This is a genomic window from Enterococcus sp. DIV1758, from assembly GCF_051711985.1.
GTDB lineage: Bacteria > Bacillota > Bacilli > Lactobacillales > Enterococcaceae > Enterococcus > Enterococcus faecalis.
This window is the reverse complement of record NZ_JBIOOA010000001.1, coordinates 1,672,650-1,688,809: the sequence shown is the minus strand read 5'-3', so window position 1 is coordinate 1,688,809 and position 16,160 is coordinate 1,672,650. Positions and strand designations below refer to the sequence as shown.

The 16,160-nt window shown below is 36.3% G+C and carries 16 protein-coding genes; 9 read left to right on the top strand and 7 right to left on the bottom strand.

What is annotated here, in order from left to right; translation table 11 throughout:
* The first annotated feature begins 10 nt into the window (after positions 1–10).
* Complete coding sequence (locus IGJ52_RS08275) at positions 11–361, top strand: DUF2200 domain-containing protein (RefSeq protein WP_002419678.1); 351 nt, start codon at positions 11–13, stop codon at positions 359–361.
* Between the two features lie 199 nt (positions 362–560).
* Here the strand turns inward: IGJ52_RS08275 and IGJ52_RS08270 are convergent, their stop codons facing one another.
* Both IGJ52_RS08270 and IGJ52_RS08265 read right to left on the bottom strand, forming a co-directional pair.
* Positions 561–920, bottom strand: a complete 360-nt coding sequence (locus IGJ52_RS08270; RefSeq protein ID WP_002400669.1) for an iron chaperone — start codon at positions 918–920, stop codon at positions 561–563.
* 150 nt (positions 921–1,070) lie between these two features.
* Entirely contained in the window at positions 1,071–1,220 is a 150-nt protein-coding gene (locus IGJ52_RS08265) for a hypothetical protein (protein WP_002357118.1), read from the bottom strand.
* Positions 1,221–1,428: 208 nt separating this feature from the next.
* On the opposite strand from IGJ52_RS08265, the gene IGJ52_RS08260 reads away from it, so the two are divergent.
* On the top strand, positions 1,429–3,264 hold the full coding sequence (locus tag IGJ52_RS08260) for an LTA synthase family protein (RefSeq protein WP_438792023.1): 1,836 nt from the start codon (positions 1,429–1,431) through the stop codon (positions 3,262–3,264).
* Positions 3,265–3,300: 36 nt separating this feature from the next.
* Here IGJ52_RS08260 and IGJ52_RS08255 read toward each other — a convergent pair whose 3' ends face one another.
* The 3 genes from IGJ52_RS08255 to IGJ52_RS08245 all read right to left on the bottom strand — a co-directional run bounded on the left by IGJ52_RS08255 (position 3,301) and on the right by IGJ52_RS08245 (position 5,724).
* Positions 3,301–4,482, bottom strand: coding sequence for a Bcr/CflA family efflux MFS transporter (locus IGJ52_RS08255; RefSeq protein ID WP_202256190.1), 1,182 nt, complete (start codon positions 4,480–4,482; stop codon positions 3,301–3,303).
* Between the two features lie 109 nt (positions 4,483–4,591).
* On the bottom strand, positions 4,592–4,987 hold the full coding sequence (locus IGJ52_RS08250) for a DUF3224 domain-containing protein (RefSeq protein ID WP_002419936.1): 396 nt from the start codon (positions 4,985–4,987) through the stop codon (positions 4,592–4,594).
* Positions 4,988–5,058: 71 nt separating this feature from the next.
* Positions 5,059–5,724, bottom strand: coding sequence for a cyclic nucleotide-binding domain-containing protein (locus IGJ52_RS08245; protein WP_438792022.1), 666 nt, complete (start codon positions 5,722–5,724; stop codon positions 5,059–5,061).
* 89 nt (positions 5,725–5,813) lie between these two features.
* On the opposite strand from IGJ52_RS08245, the gene IGJ52_RS08240 reads away from it, so the two are divergent.
* The 4 genes from IGJ52_RS08240 (at position 5,814) to IGJ52_RS08225 (ending at position 10,603) form a co-directional block, all read left to right on the top strand.
* Positions 5,814–6,464, top strand: a complete 651-nt coding sequence (locus IGJ52_RS08240) for a YczE/YyaS/YitT family protein (RefSeq protein WP_438792021.1) — start codon at positions 5,814–5,816, stop codon at positions 6,462–6,464.
* A gap of 317 nt (positions 6,465–6,781) precedes the next feature.
* Positions 6,782–9,487 carry a cation-translocating P-type ATPase gene (locus IGJ52_RS08235; RefSeq protein WP_002419934.1) on the top strand — a complete coding sequence of 902 codons (2,706 nt, stop codon included), beginning with the start codon at positions 6,782–6,784 and terminating at the stop codon, positions 9,485–9,487.
* A gap of 69 nt (positions 9,488–9,556) precedes the next feature.
* Entirely contained in the window at positions 9,557–10,093 is a 537-nt protein-coding gene (locus IGJ52_RS08230; RefSeq protein WP_002425928.1) for a GNAT family N-acetyltransferase, read from the top strand.
* 69 nt (positions 10,094–10,162) lie between these two features.
* Entirely contained in the window at positions 10,163–10,603 is a 441-nt protein-coding gene (locus IGJ52_RS08225) for a hypothetical protein (RefSeq protein WP_002385841.1), read from the top strand.
* A gap of 240 nt (positions 10,604–10,843) precedes the next feature.
* On the opposite strand, the gene IGJ52_RS08220 is transcribed toward IGJ52_RS08225, so the two are convergent.
* Together IGJ52_RS08220 and IGJ52_RS08215 are read right to left on the bottom strand one after the other, a co-directional pair.
* A complete protein-coding gene (locus IGJ52_RS08220; RefSeq protein WP_002357133.1) occupies positions 10,844–11,005 on the bottom strand; it encodes a hypothetical protein in 162 nt (53 codons plus the stop codon).
* A gap of 33 nt (positions 11,006–11,038) precedes the next feature.
* Entirely contained in the window at positions 11,039–11,395 is a 357-nt protein-coding gene (locus IGJ52_RS08215; RefSeq protein ID WP_002419931.1) for a hypothetical protein, read from the bottom strand.
* Between the two features lie 179 nt (positions 11,396–11,574).
* Between IGJ52_RS08215 and IGJ52_RS08210 the strand changes: the two genes are divergently transcribed.
* The 3 genes from IGJ52_RS08210 (at position 11,575) to glpK (ending at position 16,147) form a co-directional block, all read left to right on the top strand.
* Positions 11,575–12,909 carry an FAD-dependent oxidoreductase gene (locus tag IGJ52_RS08210; RefSeq protein WP_010715306.1) on the top strand — a complete coding sequence of 445 codons (1,335 nt, stop codon included), beginning with the start codon at positions 11,575–11,577 and terminating at the stop codon, positions 12,907–12,909.
* Complete coding sequence (locus IGJ52_RS08205) at positions 12,899–14,365, top strand: helix-turn-helix domain-containing protein (RefSeq protein ID WP_010715305.1); 1,467 nt, start codon at positions 12,899–12,901, stop codon at positions 14,363–14,365. The genes IGJ52_RS08210 and IGJ52_RS08205 overlap by 11 nt, the downstream gene beginning before the upstream one ends.
* 276 nt (positions 14,366–14,641) lie before the next feature.
* On the top strand, positions 14,642–16,147 hold the full coding sequence (glpK, locus tag IGJ52_RS08200; protein ID WP_002357138.1) for a glycerol kinase GlpK: 1,506 nt from the start codon (positions 14,642–14,644) through the stop codon (positions 16,145–16,147).
* The last annotated feature ends 13 nt before the right edge of the window (positions 16,148–16,160 follow it).

Sequence of the window (16,160 nt, the reverse complement as noted above, 5' to 3'; positions counted from 1 at the left end):
AGGAAAACCAATGACAAAACCGAAAATCTATACAATGACCTTTGCCAGTGTTTACCCGCTATACATCCAAAAAGTAGAACGTAAAAATCGAACGCAAGCGGAGGTTGACGAAATTATTTACTGGTTAACTGGTTATGATGAAAAAGGCTTGCAGCAACAATTGGCTCAAAAAGTAACGATGGAAACATTTTTTGAAGAAGCACCCAATTTTAATGAAAACGCCCAATTGATCAAAGGCGTAATTTGTGGCTATCGCGTGGAAGAAATTGAAGATCCTTTAATGCAAAAAATCCGTTACCTAGATAAATTAATCGACGAATTGGCCAAGGGAAAAGCGATGGAAAAAATTTTAAGAACATGAAGAGGTCGGGACAGAAGTGTTTAACTCCGAGAACCAAGTAGGTACTGTTTAACATCTATTTGCTTTGCAAATAGTGTTTCTCAGCAATAAGAAGGAATTTCCGAAAGATGCTTTTCGTCTTTCGAGGAATTTCGGCTTATTTCCGAAGGAGTTGCTTCTGTTCCCGCCGTTTATCAGTTTTTGAGCGTGGGACAAAAATTCAAAGTGATTTTTGTCCCACGCTCTTCATGTTTTCTTGTACACGGAATTTAACTATTTCCTGTATTAACGAAAGAGGTAACTCTTGCGTGTAGGGAAATTGAATGGCACCTTTCGAGGTTTTAAAAGGGCGTAATTCTTTGCTGAAACGTTGGATGGCTGATGGCGTAGGATAGAAACCTAAATGTTGCTTGGCCGCCGCAAAATGCACTAAATTGCCATTTAAGTAAAAGGTCGGCATTCCATAAGCGATTTTTTCAGTAGTCTCCTGAGGAACAACCGCTAAAATTGCTTGGTAGATTTCTGTTAACTGTGTTTGATGTTGGGATTGCTGGCGTATATAGTTTGCAATGATGGTCATCTAAAAACACCTCCGTTTGTTTCAGTATACTATGTAAAAAATAAAAGGCGAAGAGGATACAAAAAAACCGTCTAGTATTTTTTCTTTACTAAACGGCTTTTAGCTTAAATAACTACCTAAAGGGTCTTGCATGGAAATGTTTGTCACTCCTTAGTTTAATTGTTTTAAGTGTGCAATTGCTTCTTCAATTGTGTGACCAGTTGCTGTTTTACTTTCATTTTTTGCATCAAAAACAATGAAAATATTTTTGTCTGTGTCTAATTGAATACGGTATTGAATGTTTTTTACTTTGTAAGTCATAGTTATTCTCCTTTCATAAAGTACTCTAAAAAGGCGACGATAACTGATAACGAAATTCCATTGTTACTATACCACTGGAAAATTATTTTTGCAACAAATAACATTTTTTCTTTACTATTCCTTAGACTTCTTTGTTAACTACTTCTTTACATTCTTTTTCAAGAAGCATAAAATAAATACATTACTAGTTTTTGAATAGGAGATCGATGTGAAAAAGAGAGTTGAGAAAATTAAACGATGGCCCTACCGCTATCTTCTGTATGGAATCGGGTTCATCATATTAATTATTTTTAGTAATTTATATCTGCAATGGTGTCAGAATAACTTGTCTGTTGATTTAGCCTTCAAGTTTGCTTTTTCGTGGCATACGGAAAAGTTTTTCTTAGGTTGTTTTGTGCTAAGTGTTTTTTTACTTTTTTTATGTAGTTTGGCAGGTTCATTAGGAGTTGGCGCTCTTTTATATAGTGTCATAATAGGTGTTTTAGGATTTGCGGACTATCAAAAGATGTTTTATCGTGTCGAACCTATTTACCCAGACGACTTAAAAATGATCACAGAAGTTAGTTTATTAAAAGAAATGGTTGGTTTATGGCCGTTTATTTTTGTGGTTGCGTTAGGTTGTGTAGCACTTTTTTTCTTAGGAAAAGCTTTTTATAAAAGTTTCTTTTTATCGAAGAAAAAACAAACAATTCGTGTGTTAAGTCTTGTTCTTTCGATTGGTCTATTTTCATATATTGGTGATTTTAACAATCCGCAAAATTTGTTACGTAAAGCCTATAATAAAACCGCGTTATGGATCCCTTACAGCCAAAAAATGAATTACTACAATACGGGATTTATTGGTGGTTTTCTATATAATTTAAAAGTAGAGGCTATGGACCAACCAAAGGGTTATTCAAAAGAAGCTATTTCAGAAATTACTCAGAAGTATCAAAAGTTGGCCGAGGCGAAAACAGTGCCGAGCAATCAGCAACCCAATATTGTGTTTGTCATGAGTGAAAGTTTTTCAAATCCAGATCATCTGAAAGGCTTGTCCATTATTGGTAATCCTTTAGCTGATTATCATCAAATCGCTGATAAAACTTACAGCGGCCAGATGCTTTCACAAAACTACGGGGGCGGAACTGCGAATATTGAATTTGAAGCCTTAACAAGTTTTTCGATGGAATTAATGAATGCCCAAATGACTACACCTTATACAATGATGATTCCTAAGATGACGGAATTGCCTTCCATTGTTTCATTACTTAAGGAACAAAAGTACCAAACAACGGCTATTCATCCGTACAATACATCTATGTATAAACGAAAAGATGTGTATAAAATTTTAGGTTTTGATCAATTTATCAATGAAAAAACAATGAACTATACAGATAAACTAGAAAATAATCCTTACATTTCAGATCAAGCAGCATATCAGGAAGTGACGACACTGCTTAAAGAAAAAGAGCAACCGCAATTCATTCATTTAGTTACTATGCAAACACATATGCCCTATGAAAATAAATACACAACGTCCAATTATTTTTCTCAAGGAAACGGCAATCAAATCGCGCTCAATAATTACTTGCAAGATATTGCCTACAGTAGCGAAGCTTTGAAAAATTTCCTACAAGAAATCGAAAAAATGCCCAAACGCACATTAGTCGTTTTTTGGGGAGATCACTTACCAAGTATTTATGATGAAAACATTCAAGCGTTGAATGAAGGGGCAGCCCTTCACCAGACAGAATTTCTAATGTATGATACGGCGAACCAGTTAACAGAAAAAAATCAGCATCAAGCAACCATTAGTCCATTTTATTTTGCTCCCTCACTTTTCCAACAAAGTGGCTTACCGCAATCGGGATTTTACGCTATGCTAAATGAGGTACAAGAACAATTGCCTGCTTTTGAAAAGGGGAATTATTATCTCGGTGGGGAATGGAAAAAAACAGTAGAAATGAATAAAAAGCAAGAACAACTATATGAGGAATACCGACTGATTCAATATGACATTGTTTCAGGGAAGCAATATAGTTTAGAAAATCAATTTTTTAGCTAAGAAAAACACACGAAACATTCGTGTGTTTTTTGATTTTTATTTTAAAGTTTTACGATAAACAATGACATAATAGCTGAAAGCTAACAGACAAGCAAAACTTAAAAAGTAAAGCGGCAAGACCCAAATGGTACCATTGTGAAAGTAACTAATCAAATAGGTAAAGAAACTAACAAACAAGTAATAGACAAAACTAAAAATCCCACTGGCAGTACCAATTACAGATTCATAGCCTTTTAAGGCCATACTTAAGGCATTGGGCAAAGTAATATTAATCCCTAAGAAAAAGAGAAAAATAAACAAAATAAGACCAATGATTGTTTCAAATTGTGTCATTATTAATAAACAGCAAGCCGCAAAGATACTTAGCAGCAAACCAGCAAAGGCAATTTTTTCCGCTGACCAATATCCCAGCAACCAATTGATAAGAACCGCAGCAAGAATACTAGACACAGCTAGAACTAAACCAAGAAAGCCATATTGGACACTGCTAAAGCCAAAGTGATTGATGAAAATAAACGGGGCTTCTGCATAGTAGCTAAATAATAAACCATTAATGCCACCAATCAATAAGCCGTAGCACCAAACTTTCGAGTCGAAGGAAAGGCGTTTCGCCACAGACCAAAAAGGCGCTTTCGTTAAGGTATTTCCTAAGTGAAAGGTTTCTGGTAAACGATAAAAACTATAGAAAAGTAATAGAACAGCCATGACAATTAAGGTGCTAAAGACATGCTGATAGCCAAAATAGGTTTGAACAAGTCCGCCGACTAAGGGTCCGATGGCAGGAGATAGCGATAGGGCAGCGCTTGTTTGAGCAAAAATTTTCCCTCTTTGAAGATCGTTAAAGCTTTCCCGCATCATCGATTGGGTAATAACAGAACCAACGCTTGCACCAAATGCTTGAATTAAACGGAAGAATAACAGCCAAGGAAATGTCGGACTCAAAAAAAGGCCAATATTTCCAATTAAATAGCATAAAATTCCTAATAACATAGCTGGGCGACGTCCAATCGTATCGGATAGAATTCCCCAGAATAAAACGCCAACGGCAAAGGCAACAAAATAAATACTCATGGTTAATTGTGCCACGCTATCGTGAATGTTAAAAACAGAACTAAGCGCTGGCAAAATAGGTGTGAAAATCGACTCGCTGATTTGTGGAAATCCCACAAGCAAAATAATAATTAGTAATGATGGGACGGTGTTTCGGGTGTTTTTCATGATTTTTCTCCTTAAAAGTTTAATCTAATCAAAAACACCCATTGTCTTTTACAACCGCCAAATTTAAAATAAGTAAAATAATGTCACCAACTTTCCTTGAAATTTTTTATTATACAAAGTCTAAATGAAGAAGCGCTTCTTCTTGACTAAATTCATAAGTGTAGCGACCGGATAAACCGGCAAGCTCACCTGATGCTTGAAATAGTTCACCTGGGCAGTCTAAAAGACCCTGTGTAAACGTCCCTTTTTCGCAAGCAGTAAAGGTGCCTTTTTTTCCTAAATAAGTTCCTTCGAAATGTAGGAAACCGACCACTTGAGCCATAGCTTCAAGCCCATCTGCCATTGAAGAGCCTTGATAAGTCATTAAGTATTCCACAGAAGCTGTCCCAGATAAGGCGCCTGACAATTGATAAGTAGCGCTCGCTTGATTCACTGGGAAATTTTCATTAAGATTGTCAATCGGTTGTTCTTGCCAACTAGATACAGTAAATGCTGCTTGCTCCATTGCTGTCCCTTCTTTCTTATTAATAAGAATAGGGTAGCGGGAAGCGCATTATTTGTCAACAATCCACCACTTTAACTCTTCATTTTTTTTACAAAAGAATGTAACGCTAAGCGGTTGATGTGATAAACAGTTCCTTGTTTTTGAATAAAGTCGCGCTCTCGAAATTGTTTAAAGGTATAAATAAGATGGCGATAACTAACCCCTAAGTATTCGGCAATCTCAGTATGTTTTTCTTTATAAACATCTTCGTGATTAGCGGCAACCAATAGCAATTCCGCTAGCCGATAACTTAGTTCATAGGTCTGATTCGTTGTAAAGTGGTCCACCCGTTGGAGCATTTTTTTCCCTAGATAATGGCTGAGTTGCTGCATAAAAAGTACCTTGTTTTTTAAAACAGTTTCTGCGTAAGCTAAAGGTACAGCCAAACAACAGGTTTCACCTAAGGCGATAACGTCCTTGGTTATCGTTTCCGCTTGAACTAATGTTAAATCGCCAATTAAATCACCTGTCGTTAAAAACTGAACAATGGATTGGCGGCCATTGCGTTCTGTTTTTAAAATTTTCGCTTTTCCTTTGATTAAATAAAAAAGATAATTTAATGGCTCTGCTTGGTGATGAATGAATTCTTGATTTTCAAAATCGATAATAAAACTGTGTTTTAAATCAGTTTCATTAAAAAAAGGCGTATTTTTAGCTAATTCTTGTTTCGGTGATTGTTGGTAGGCTGTTTTAAGCATTTTTTTCTCCTTATAATAGGAGATATCTCCTATTTGTTTCTTCTATTGTAGCACATAATAGACGTATCAAGAGTAGAGGAGTTTTTATAATGTGGAAGAAAAAAATTGTGCTATCGTTTCTTTTTTATTTAATTAGTGCATTGGGCATCAGTTTGACAATTCAAGCAGGCATTGGAGTTAGTAGTTTTAATGCATTTAATGTGACCTTCGCAACACTTACTCATTTAAAAGTCGGAACTGTTACCACAGCTATCAATTTCGCTTTTTTAGGCACGTGTTGGTTGTTAGATCAGCAGCGTAAAATTCAGGACTATTTGATTATTTTGGTGGCGTTAATTGGCTTTGGTTTTGTCATTAATTTTTTCTTATATCAATTATTTGGTTCGCTTGTTTTTCAAAATTATTTGGTTAAAATTGTTCTATTTATTTTAGGGACAATCATAGCAGGAATCGGGATAGGACAGGTAGTTGCGCTAGGTGTTTTGCAATTTCCCATTGAAAAATTTTGTACACTTATTTCTGAAAGAACGCGCTATAGTTTTCAGTTTTATCGTTATTTAGTTGATATTTTTTGTGTCAGTTTAGCACTAGGATTGTCCATTAGTTATCATTTGCCGATTTTTGTTCGTGAAGGAACCGTGATTAGTCTTTTCTTACTTTCTTGGGTTATTAGTTGGTCGAGAAAGCGGGGACAACAGCGTATTTTACGAATACAAATCAAGAAACTGGAATCCGAATGAAAGGATTTCAGTTTTTTTCAAATGAGCAGAACTTTTATTTGAAAAAAAGAGTGGAAAACGGTATACTAATTAAGTAATTATTCATAACATTGGTTCTCCAATCAATGTTAAATAGTTTTTTCATGAGGGAGTAACTGACAGTATTTATGCTGTGACAACATCACCAACTCCGAAAGCAATTTCTGGTGTTGTCTTAAACGGTGAGACTTATGTATGTTCGACGAAGTAGCATACACAAGTCTATTTTTTTTCATTTATTTTTGATGAAATGTAAAATAGTACTTGGAGGATGCTGCAAAAAATAGAGGAGGAAGAACATGTCAGAAGAAAAGAAAACACAATTGTCTGAAGCGTTTTACGCACAAGACGACACAGTTGTTTTGGAGAAAATGAACACAACAACTGATGGATTAAGTGCACAGGAGGCTCAAAAGCGTTTAGAAACGTACGGGGAAAATGTGCTAGATGAAGGGAAGAAAAAATCACTTGCCGTGAAATTCTTTGAGCAATTCAAAGATTTTATGATTATTGTTTTATTAGCGGCAGCGGTCATTTCAGCCGTCTTTTCCCATGATGTGGTAGACTCGATTATCATCTTAGTGGTTGTTATCTTGAACGCCATCTTTGGGGTCATTCAAGAAGCCAAAGCGGAACAAGCCATTGAAGCATTAAAAGAAATGTCTTCACCAAATGCGAATGTTCGCCGTGATGGACACGTCATTACTGTTAAAAGTGATGAATTAGTACCAGGCGACATTGTTTTATTAGAAGCAGGGGATGTCGTTCCAGCTGATTTACGTTTATTGGAAGCGAATAGCTTAAAAATTGAAGAAGCAGCGTTAACCGGTGAATCTGTTCCAGTTGAAAAAGAAGTAACCATCTTAGAGGGAACCGATATTGGTATCGGTGACCGGATCAATATGGCTTATTCCAATAGTAATGTGACGTATGGACGTGGTCTTGGCGTTGTGGTTGGCACAGGGATGAATACAGAAGTCGGTAAAATTGCTGGCATGCTAGCAAGCGAACAAGAAACGGAAACGCCTTTAAAACAAAACTTAAACCAATTGGGTAAAATGTTAACAATTGCCATTTTAGTCATTGCAGCGGTGATGTTTGTGGTAGGAATGATGAATGGTCGTTCATGGATTGACATGTTATTAACGTCAATTTCGTTAGCTGTAGCGGCAATTCCAGAAGGATTACCAGCGATTGTCACGATTATTTTGGCTTTAGGGACTCAAAAAATGGCCAAGAAAAATGCGATTGTCCGTAAGTTACCAGCCGTTGAAACATTAGGAAGTACAGATATTATCTGTTCAGATAAAACAGGTACGTTAACCTTAAATCAAATGACCGTTGAAGCGTTGTATACAGATGGTCAAGTTTTATCTGCTTCCACAGAAATTCCTGCTGATAATATGGCTTTAAAAATCATGAACTTTACGAATGATACAAAAATCGCTCAAGATGGTTCATTAATTGGTGACCCAACAGAAACTGCCTTAGTACAATTTGGTTTAGATCATGCGTTTAACGTAACCGAAAAAGTAGCAGCTGAACCTCGTGTGGCAGAGATTCCTTTTGACTCTGATCGTAAATTAATGACTACTGTTCATGAATTAAAAACAGGTGGCTTCCTAGTTTCTGTCAAAGGTGCACCAGATGAATTATTGAAACGTTGTACGGAAATCTTATCAAATGGAGAAACAAGTCCATTAGATGAAACAAAACGTCAAGAAATTTTAAAAACCAACACTTCATTAGCGAAACAAGCCTTACGTGTTTTAGGAATGGCTTATAAATATGTTGAGACGATTCCAGCCGAAATGAGTTCTGAACTTGTGGAAAAAGATTTAACATTTGCTGGTTTAGTCGGTATGATTGACCCAGAAAGAAAAGAAGCTGCAGATGCTGTAAAAGTCGCGAAAGAAGCGGGTATTCGTCCAATTATGATTACGGGTGACCACCGTGATACAGCAGAAGCAATTGCGGCACGTTTAGGCATCATCAAAGAAGGCGACGACGATGCAGTCATTACAGGCGCTGAATTAAATGAATTGTCAGATGAAAAATTCGCACAAGTCGTGGGACGCTACTCTGTCTATGCTCGTGTTTCACCAGAACACAAGGTTCGGATTGTTAAAGCGTGGCAACAAGAAGGAAAAGTGGTTGCGATGACTGGTGATGGCGTAAATGATGCCCCAGCCTTAAAAGCTGCTGACATCGGGATTGGTATGGGAATTACCGGAACAGAAGTATCAAAAGGTGCTTCAGATATGGTACTTGCCGATGATAACTTTTCAACAATTATTGTAGCGGTAGAAGAAGGACGTAAAGTCTTCTCAAATATCCAAAAAACGATTCAATATTTACTTTCAGCTAACTTAGGGGAAGTATTAACCTTGTTTATTGCAACAATGCTCAATTGGGATACCTTGTTACCTGTTCACTTATTGTGGATTAACTTAGTAACGGATACTTTCCCAGCGATTGCGTTAGGTGTGGAACCAGCAGAACGTGATGTGATGAGCCATGAACCTCGTGGTAAAAAATCGAACTTCTTCTCTGGCGGCGTTTTAAGCAGTGTTGTTTATCAAGGGATTACGCAAGGGGCATTGACTTTGATTGTGTATAAAATGTCAATTATGTTCCCAGCACATACCGCGGCTAACACAAACTTATCGGCGCAAGCGTTGTATGATTTACAACACGGCGATGCTTTAACCATGGCCTTCGCTACTTTGGGATTAATTCAATTGTTCCATGCCTTTAATGTGAAGTCGATTTATCAATCAATTTTCAAAGTTGGCTTATTCCGCAACAAATCATTTAACTATGGGATTCTTGTTTCGTTCTTGCTATTAGCTGCAACGATTGTTATTCCAGGATTTAATGATTTATTCAGCGTCACACATTTAGATGCATATCAATGGGCAATTGTAGCAGGTACTTCTTTTGCTATCATCCCAATTGTGGAAATTGTGAAGTTCTTCCAACGTAAAGCAGGTAAAGGTGCTTAATAAATAAGTAAAGAAAATTGGCTGGTACTTAAACCAGTCAATTTTTCTTTATGTAAGGAGTGAAAGGGCTTGAAACGGAAAATTATTTTCGAAACACAACGACTTATTGTCAGAGAATGGCAGATGGAAGATGAAGTGGAATTGAAAAAATTTTTGCAAGATGAAAATGTGATGTATGCCTATGAACACGCTTTTTCTGATGAAGAGGTTGCAAACTGGCTAAAGTGGAACTTACAGTCCTATCAAGAATGCGGCTACGGCTTATGGGCGTTAGAGAAGAAGCGAACAGGCGAAGTTATCGGCGAGTGTGGCCTCACCAATCAATTAGTAAAAGGCAAGAGCTATCCAGAAATTGGTTATCATTTATGTGGAAAAGAATGGCACAAAGGGTATGCGATTGAAGCTGCCGCAGCGACAAAGCAATACGCATTCGATGTATTAAATTTTCCAGAAGTTATTTCAACGATTCGTGATACGAACTTAGCCTCTATGAATGTCGCTATTCGAAACCAGATGCTTGTTAGGGATCGATACATTAAAACATACCGTGGCAAAACGATGCCTCACTATGTTTTCTCTGTTAAAAATCAAAAGAATAAAGACTGAAAAAGTGCCACTTGTCAGATGGAATAGAAAAAGTGTAAAATGGAGTGAAAGAGAAAAGGGAAAAGAGGGATGGTTATGAGACCAAATTTAGGATTTTACGTTCAAACAATCAATGATATCGTTAAAACAACAGAAGATATTGGCGAAGTCATGAATCCATATTACGAAGAAGTTCGTCAAGCGATTGATAAGAATAAAGTGAATGATTTAACAGCCGAACGAATTGCAGAAATTCAAGCAAAATTTAAAGAAGGTACTGAAAAATATGAATTAATGCTCAAAAAAGTCGGAACATTAAAACCGACGCCACAAGTACTTGGCATTCATAAAAAATTTCAACATGCTTATACAGAATATGTAGCAGGATGCAATGAAATGATTTTAGCAACAGATCCAGAAACAGGTATTGATGCAGATTTATTTAATGCTTCAGAGGAAAAGCAGGATCAAGCAACGGATGAATTAACCTTTGCCATTACACGGATGAGCAACATTCTTTTGAAAAAATAAAAAACTAATAAAAATAACTAACGAATTTAATATTTTTTTCATGTCTTTTTTATGGACAAAAGAGAAAGTGTATTGTATTATTAATTCATACCAACAACAACCTTTTTATTTTTCATTTTACTCTTATTGAGTAAATACTCCTTTTCCATCGGCAAAACTGCCGGTGGTTTTTTTGTTATTTTTTTATTTAATAATAAAACAACCTTTGATTTTATAAAAATCAAAGGTTGTTTTAGCTTGTTAATTTTCAACATTTCGCACATAATCATCAAAGTATTGAATTAACTCTTTCTTGATTTGTTGATAATCTGCTTCAGAATAGTTCTTTTCTTCTAGTGTGCCATTAAAAAATGGCAAATTTAGTTCTTCTTTTAAACGTTCAATCACTTCTTCTTGCTTCATAAGGACCCCTTCTCAACGAATTGTTCTCTTCTATTATAGAACATTGTAGTCATCCGTCAATTGCTCAAAGGCAATTTTCATTTCCTCTAGACGTTCATTCAATTGATGGGTTTCATCTTCTTCATTGAAAAAATGTTGTTTTAATTCAAAATAAAAATTTTCGAAGGCTTGGAAAAAAGGCTCAGACTTGTTATTTTCAAGAGCAGGAACACTTGTGTAGAGAACACGAGCGCTATGGTAGTAAGTGCAAACCTCGTTAATATTTAATAAAATACGCGCTTCTTCTGGGCGTGGTCGACTTGTAACTAAGTCATGTAAAGATAAACTTTTTGTATGGGTTTCAGATAAATAAAATAAAAATAGTTCCAATTGCTCTTTTGTTGCAGACATGAAAACTCCTCCTCAAACAGTAGTAACATTTATTATAAATGAAAATGAAAGTGCTTGAAAAGCAATGCGCTCAGCAAAAATAATTATTTTAAGTGAAAACTATAGTTGTTGCTTTAGCATTCTTTTTAATCATGATAAACTGAGAGAAGTATAGTAGGTCCTGACAGAGGAGGAAACAAATGAAAATTGTGATTATTGGTGCATCATTCGCAGGTATTTCCGCAGCAATTGCTTCAAGGAAAAAATATCCCCAAGCAGAAATTTCTTTAATTGACAAACAAGCAACAGTGGGGTATTTATCTGGTGGCTTAAGTGCGTATTTTAATCATACCATCAATGAATTACACGAAGCACGTTACATAACGGAAGAGGAATTACGTCGTCAAAAGATTCAGTTGCTTTTAAATAGAGAAGTCGTGGCAATGGATGTTGAGAACCAATTGATTGCTTGGGCACGAAAAGAAGAGCAACAGTGGTATTCTTATGATAAATTGATTTTAGCGACAGGCGCGAGCCAGTTTTCCACGCAAATTCGTGGTAGTCAAACAGAAAAACTACTCAAATATAAATTTTTATCAGGTGCTTTAGCGGCTGTTCCATTACTGGAAGAAAGCCAGACAGTAGCCGTCATTGGTGCAGGACCCATTGGAATGGAAGCTATTGATTTTCTTGTGAAAATGAAGAAAACGGTCCATGTCTTTGAAAGTTTAGAAAATCTATTGCCTAAATATTTTGATAAAGAAATGGTTGCAGAAGTTCAAAAATCTTTGGAAAAACAAGCAGTAATTTTCCATTTTGAAGAAACGGTCCTAGGAATTGAAGAAACAGCAAATGGTATTGTTCTTGAAACAAGCGAGCAGGAAATTTCTTGTGACAGTGGGATTTTTGCTTTAAACTTACATCCTCAATTAGCCTATTTGGATAAAAAAATTCAACGGAATCTGGATCAGACAATCGCGGTGGATCCTTATTTACAAACTTCAGTGCCGAATGTTTTTGCCATCGGAGATTGCATTTCAGTTATGAATGAACCAGTCGCGGAAACTTTTTATGCTCCGTTAGTGAACAATGCGGTACGAACTGGCTTAGTAGTCGCCAACAATTTAGAAGAAAAAACACACCGATTCATTGGCTCTTTGCGAACAATGGGAACAAAAGTAGGGGACTATTACCTTGCTAGTACAGGTCTAACCGAAATGGAAGGTTTATTTTTTCCGCAAACACTTGCTTCCGTAATTGTTAGACAGCCAGCGCCGCCTCTACAACATGGGACAGAAATTTTAGGCAAATTAATCTATGATAAAGTGACGCAACGAGTCCTTGGGGCACAGCTTTGTTCAAAAAACAATTGTTTAGAAAAAATAAATACTTTAGCATTAAGTATCCAAACAGGTCAGACACTGACAGACCTATTACAAAAAGATTATTTTTATCAACCTTCCTTAACCAATATTTATGATATTACAAATTTGATGGGTGCTTCGGCTTATTGGAGAGAGAACGATGAAAGTTGAGACGTTATTGGAAAAGAAAGCAATGCGACAATTATTAACGGTGCAACAAACTATCTTAGCAGGCGGCACCTGCTCAGTCTCTGATTTAACAGCATTCTTAGCGGTCACAAAAGCCTCCTTTGAAAAAGACTTAGAGGATTTACATTATTTTTTGAAACCTTTTGGACAGGATTGTCAGCTTACTTATGATGGCCAACAGCTATCAATCACCTTATCGGATTTTTTTTCGTTGAATCATTTAATTGAAGCATTTGTAAAAGAGTCTCTTAAATTTCAACTTTTAGATTATTTATATCGTAATAAAGAGTTTTCTATTGTTCAATTAACGACTAAATTTATGATTAGTGAGTCTTCTTTATTTCGAAAGATTAAAGAACTCAATCAATTGTTAGCCGCCTTTGATTTGCAAATAAAAAATGGACAACTACAGGGAGAAGAATTGCAGATTCGTTACTTTTACTTTCAGTTGTATTGGTATATTACTCCCTATGAAACACACCAGAAAAAAACGATGTCGCCGTTAAATAAACGGATAATTGAAGGGATTGAGACTGGCTTAGGTTTTACTTTTAATGAACATAATGCGTTAAAAGTTAGCCTTTGGTTGAGTATTACGAAAAAGCGCTTAGCGGTCACTTCAAAAAAATATCAACAATTGAGAAAGAAAATGAGTGATTTTAAAGAAGATCCGTTATTTAAGCAAGTTCGACAATTGTTTTTCCGTTTTTCTAGTCGCTATTCATTAGAATTAGATGAAGGAGAAAGCATGATTCATTTTGTTTTTCTAATCACAATGTCGGTCTTACCAGAATCAGCCTTTGATGAATATTCCTTAATTCGGGGACGTCGTTCCGCTGTTTCTTTAGCTGATACGTTTATCTTGGAAAATGTGGTCTTGTATTATCGGCCCCATAAATTTGAACCTACTCTTGAGAAAACCATGGCTTACTATTTTTCACAAATTCATGGAAAACTGTATTTTTTTAAAGGAGAATTGGAAGTCTTTGATAGGGCCCATATCTGGGAAAAAGAACAGCAATTATCTAGTCGGGAATTAGCTTCTTTTTCAACAACGTTATTAGAAAAAGCTTTAGCTTGTTTTGATGAAACGTATCAACCAGGAGATAGTTTGCATGAACTTTCTCTGGTCAAATATTTAAGCGTGTTGGCATTAATTGAATTTAAAATGATTGGTGAAATAAAAATTGGGATTCACTTAGCAATGGATGCTCTTTATCAAGCGGCGTTAACACAAGTATTAATGCTCAGTCTTAAAAATATGAATGGCACGCTGGTGGAGAGGTATCAGCCTGAGCAAACATATGATTTAATTGTAACTAATTATCAGCAAACGAGCTATCAAGGAACACCGGAAGTCTATGTTTTGTCAGAATTAAGTTCGACCTATGATGTGCAACAATTAAAAAAGAAAATACGTACCTTGCGGGAGAAATAAACAAAAGGTTGGTGTGACGGAAATTGTCTGATCCTCGCACCAGCCTTTTTACAACTAAAAGTCGAAAATTAGGCTTTTTTAAACAAAAATGTTTCTTTTTATTGAAAAATTAGAGATAATAAAAATATTATTGAAAGCGTTGTCTTTGTTGGTTTTAGTAGAAATCCTTTCAATTTTTTTAAAATAAAAAAAGTTTTTGACATGTTTAGTTATTCTTTTGTTTGTAAGATAGGGACATAAAGAAAACGATTTCAAAAACGTTTAGGAGGAATTATCATGGCAGAAGAAAAATACATTATGGCGATTGATCAAGGAACGACTAGTTCTCGTGCAATTATTTTTGATAAAAAAGGAAACAAAATTGGTAGTTCACAAAAGGAATTTACTCAATATTTCCCTAATGCAGGTTGGGTGGAACATAATGCCAATGAAATTTGGAATTCTGTTCAATCCGTTATTGCAGGTTCTTTAATTGAGTCAGGAGTGAAACCTACAGATATTGCTGGAATTGGGATTACAAACCAACGGGAAACAACCGTTGTTTGGGACAAAGCAACTGGGTTACCCATTTATAACGCAATTGTTTGGCAATCACGCCAAACGACACCTATTGCCGATCAACTAAAAGAAGATGGCTACAGCGAAATGATTCATGAAAAAACTGGGTTAATCATTGATGCTTATTTCTCAGCAACGAAGGTTCGTTGGATCTTAGATCATGTAGAAGGTGCACAAGAACGTGCAGAAAACGGCGAATTGATGTTTGGAACAATTGATACTTGGCTCGTTTGGAAATTAACGGGAGATACTCATGTCACTGATTATTCAAATGCAAGTCGGACGATGTTGTTTAATATCCATGATTTAGATTGGGATCAAGAAATTTTGGATCTTTTAAATATCCCACGAGTGATGTTACCGAAAGTCGTTTCGAACTCTGAAGTGTATGGACTAACAAAAAATTACCATTTTTACGGAAGTGAAGTTCCTATCGCTGGGATGGCTGGTGACCAACAAGCCGCCTTATTTGGTCAAATGGCCTTTGAACCTGGGATGGTTAAAAATACCTATGGAACAGGCTCATTTATTGTCATGAACACTGGCGAAGAACCTCAACTTTCTAAAAATAATCTGCTTACCACTATTGGCTATGGCATTAACGGCAAAGTATATTATGCCTTGGAAGGAAGTATCTTCGTGGCTGGTTCAGCGATTCAATGGTTACGAGATGGCTTAAAAATGTTGCAAACGGCTGCGGAATCTGAAGCAGTAGCCAAAGCGTCAACAGGGCACAATGAAGTTTATGTGGTTCCTGCATTCACTGGTTTGGGTGCACCATATTGGGATTCACAAGCGCGTGGGGCTGTCTTTGGATTGACACGCGGTACCACGAGAGAAGATTTTGTCAAAGCGACACTTCAAGCAGTTGCGTATCAAGTTCGTGACATTATTGACACGATGAAAGAAGATACAGGCATAGATATTCCCGTCTTAAAAGTAGACGGTGGAGCAGCAAACAATGATTTCTTGATGCAATTCCAAGCAGATATTTTAAACACTGCTGTTCAAAGAGCCCATAACTTAGAAACAACGGCCTTAGGCGCAGCTTTCTTGGCGGGCTTAGCGGTTGGCTTCTGGAAAGACTTAGAAGAAATCAAAGCATTCCAAGAAGAAGGACAACAATTTGAACCCATTATGGCGGAAGAAGAACGAGAAGATTTATATGAAGGTTGGCAACAAGCAGTAGCAGCTACCCAACAATTCAAACGTAAAAATAAGTAAATGGAAAAGGGGA

Bases quoted from the DNA above. Each gene is read 5' to 3' on its own strand.
- IGJ52_RS08275 (WP_002419678.1), top strand. From the start codon at position 11: ATGACAAAACCGAAAATCTATACAATGACCTTTGCCAGTGTTTACCCG.
- IGJ52_RS08270 (WP_002400669.1), bottom strand. From the start codon at position 920: ATGACCATCATTGCAAACTATATACGCCAGCAATCCCAACATCAAACA.
- IGJ52_RS08265 (WP_002357118.1), bottom strand. From the start codon at position 1,220: ATGACTTACAAAGTAAAAAACATTCAATACCGTATTCAATTAGACACA.
- IGJ52_RS08255 (WP_202256190.1), bottom strand. From the start codon at position 4,482: ATGAAAAACACCCGAAACACCGTCCCATCATTACTAATTATTATTTTG.
- IGJ52_RS08250 (WP_002419936.1), bottom strand. From the start codon at position 4,987: ATGGAGCAAGCAGCATTTACTGTATCTAGTTGGCAAGAACAACCGATT.
- IGJ52_RS08245 (WP_438792022.1), bottom strand. From the start codon at position 5,724: ATGCTTAAAACAGCCTACCAACAATCACCGAAACAAGAATTAGCTAAA.
- IGJ52_RS08240 (WP_438792021.1), top strand. From the start codon at position 5,814: ATGTGGAAGAAAAAAATTGTGCTATCGTTTCTTTTTTATTTAATTAGT.
- IGJ52_RS08235 (WP_002419934.1), top strand. From the start codon at position 6,782: ATGTCAGAAGAAAAGAAAACACAATTGTCTGAAGCGTTTTACGCACAA.
- IGJ52_RS08225 (WP_002385841.1), top strand. From the start codon at position 10,163: ATGGTTATGAGACCAAATTTAGGATTTTACGTTCAAACAATCAATGAT.
- IGJ52_RS08220 (WP_002357133.1), bottom strand. From the start codon at position 11,005: ATGAAGCAAGAAGAAGTGATTGAACGTTTAAAAGAAGAACTAAATTTG.
- IGJ52_RS08215 (WP_002419931.1), bottom strand. From the start codon at position 11,395: ATGTCTGCAACAAAAGAGCAATTGGAACTATTTTTATTTTATTTATCT.
- IGJ52_RS08210 (WP_010715306.1), top strand. From the start codon at position 11,575: ATGAAAATTGTGATTATTGGTGCATCATTCGCAGGTATTTCCGCAGCA.
- IGJ52_RS08205 (WP_010715305.1), top strand. From the start codon at position 12,899: ATGAAAGTTGAGACGTTATTGGAAAAGAAAGCAATGCGACAATTATTA.
- glpK (WP_002357138.1), top strand. From the start codon at position 14,642: ATGGCAGAAGAAAAATACATTATGGCGATTGATCAAGGAACGACTAGT.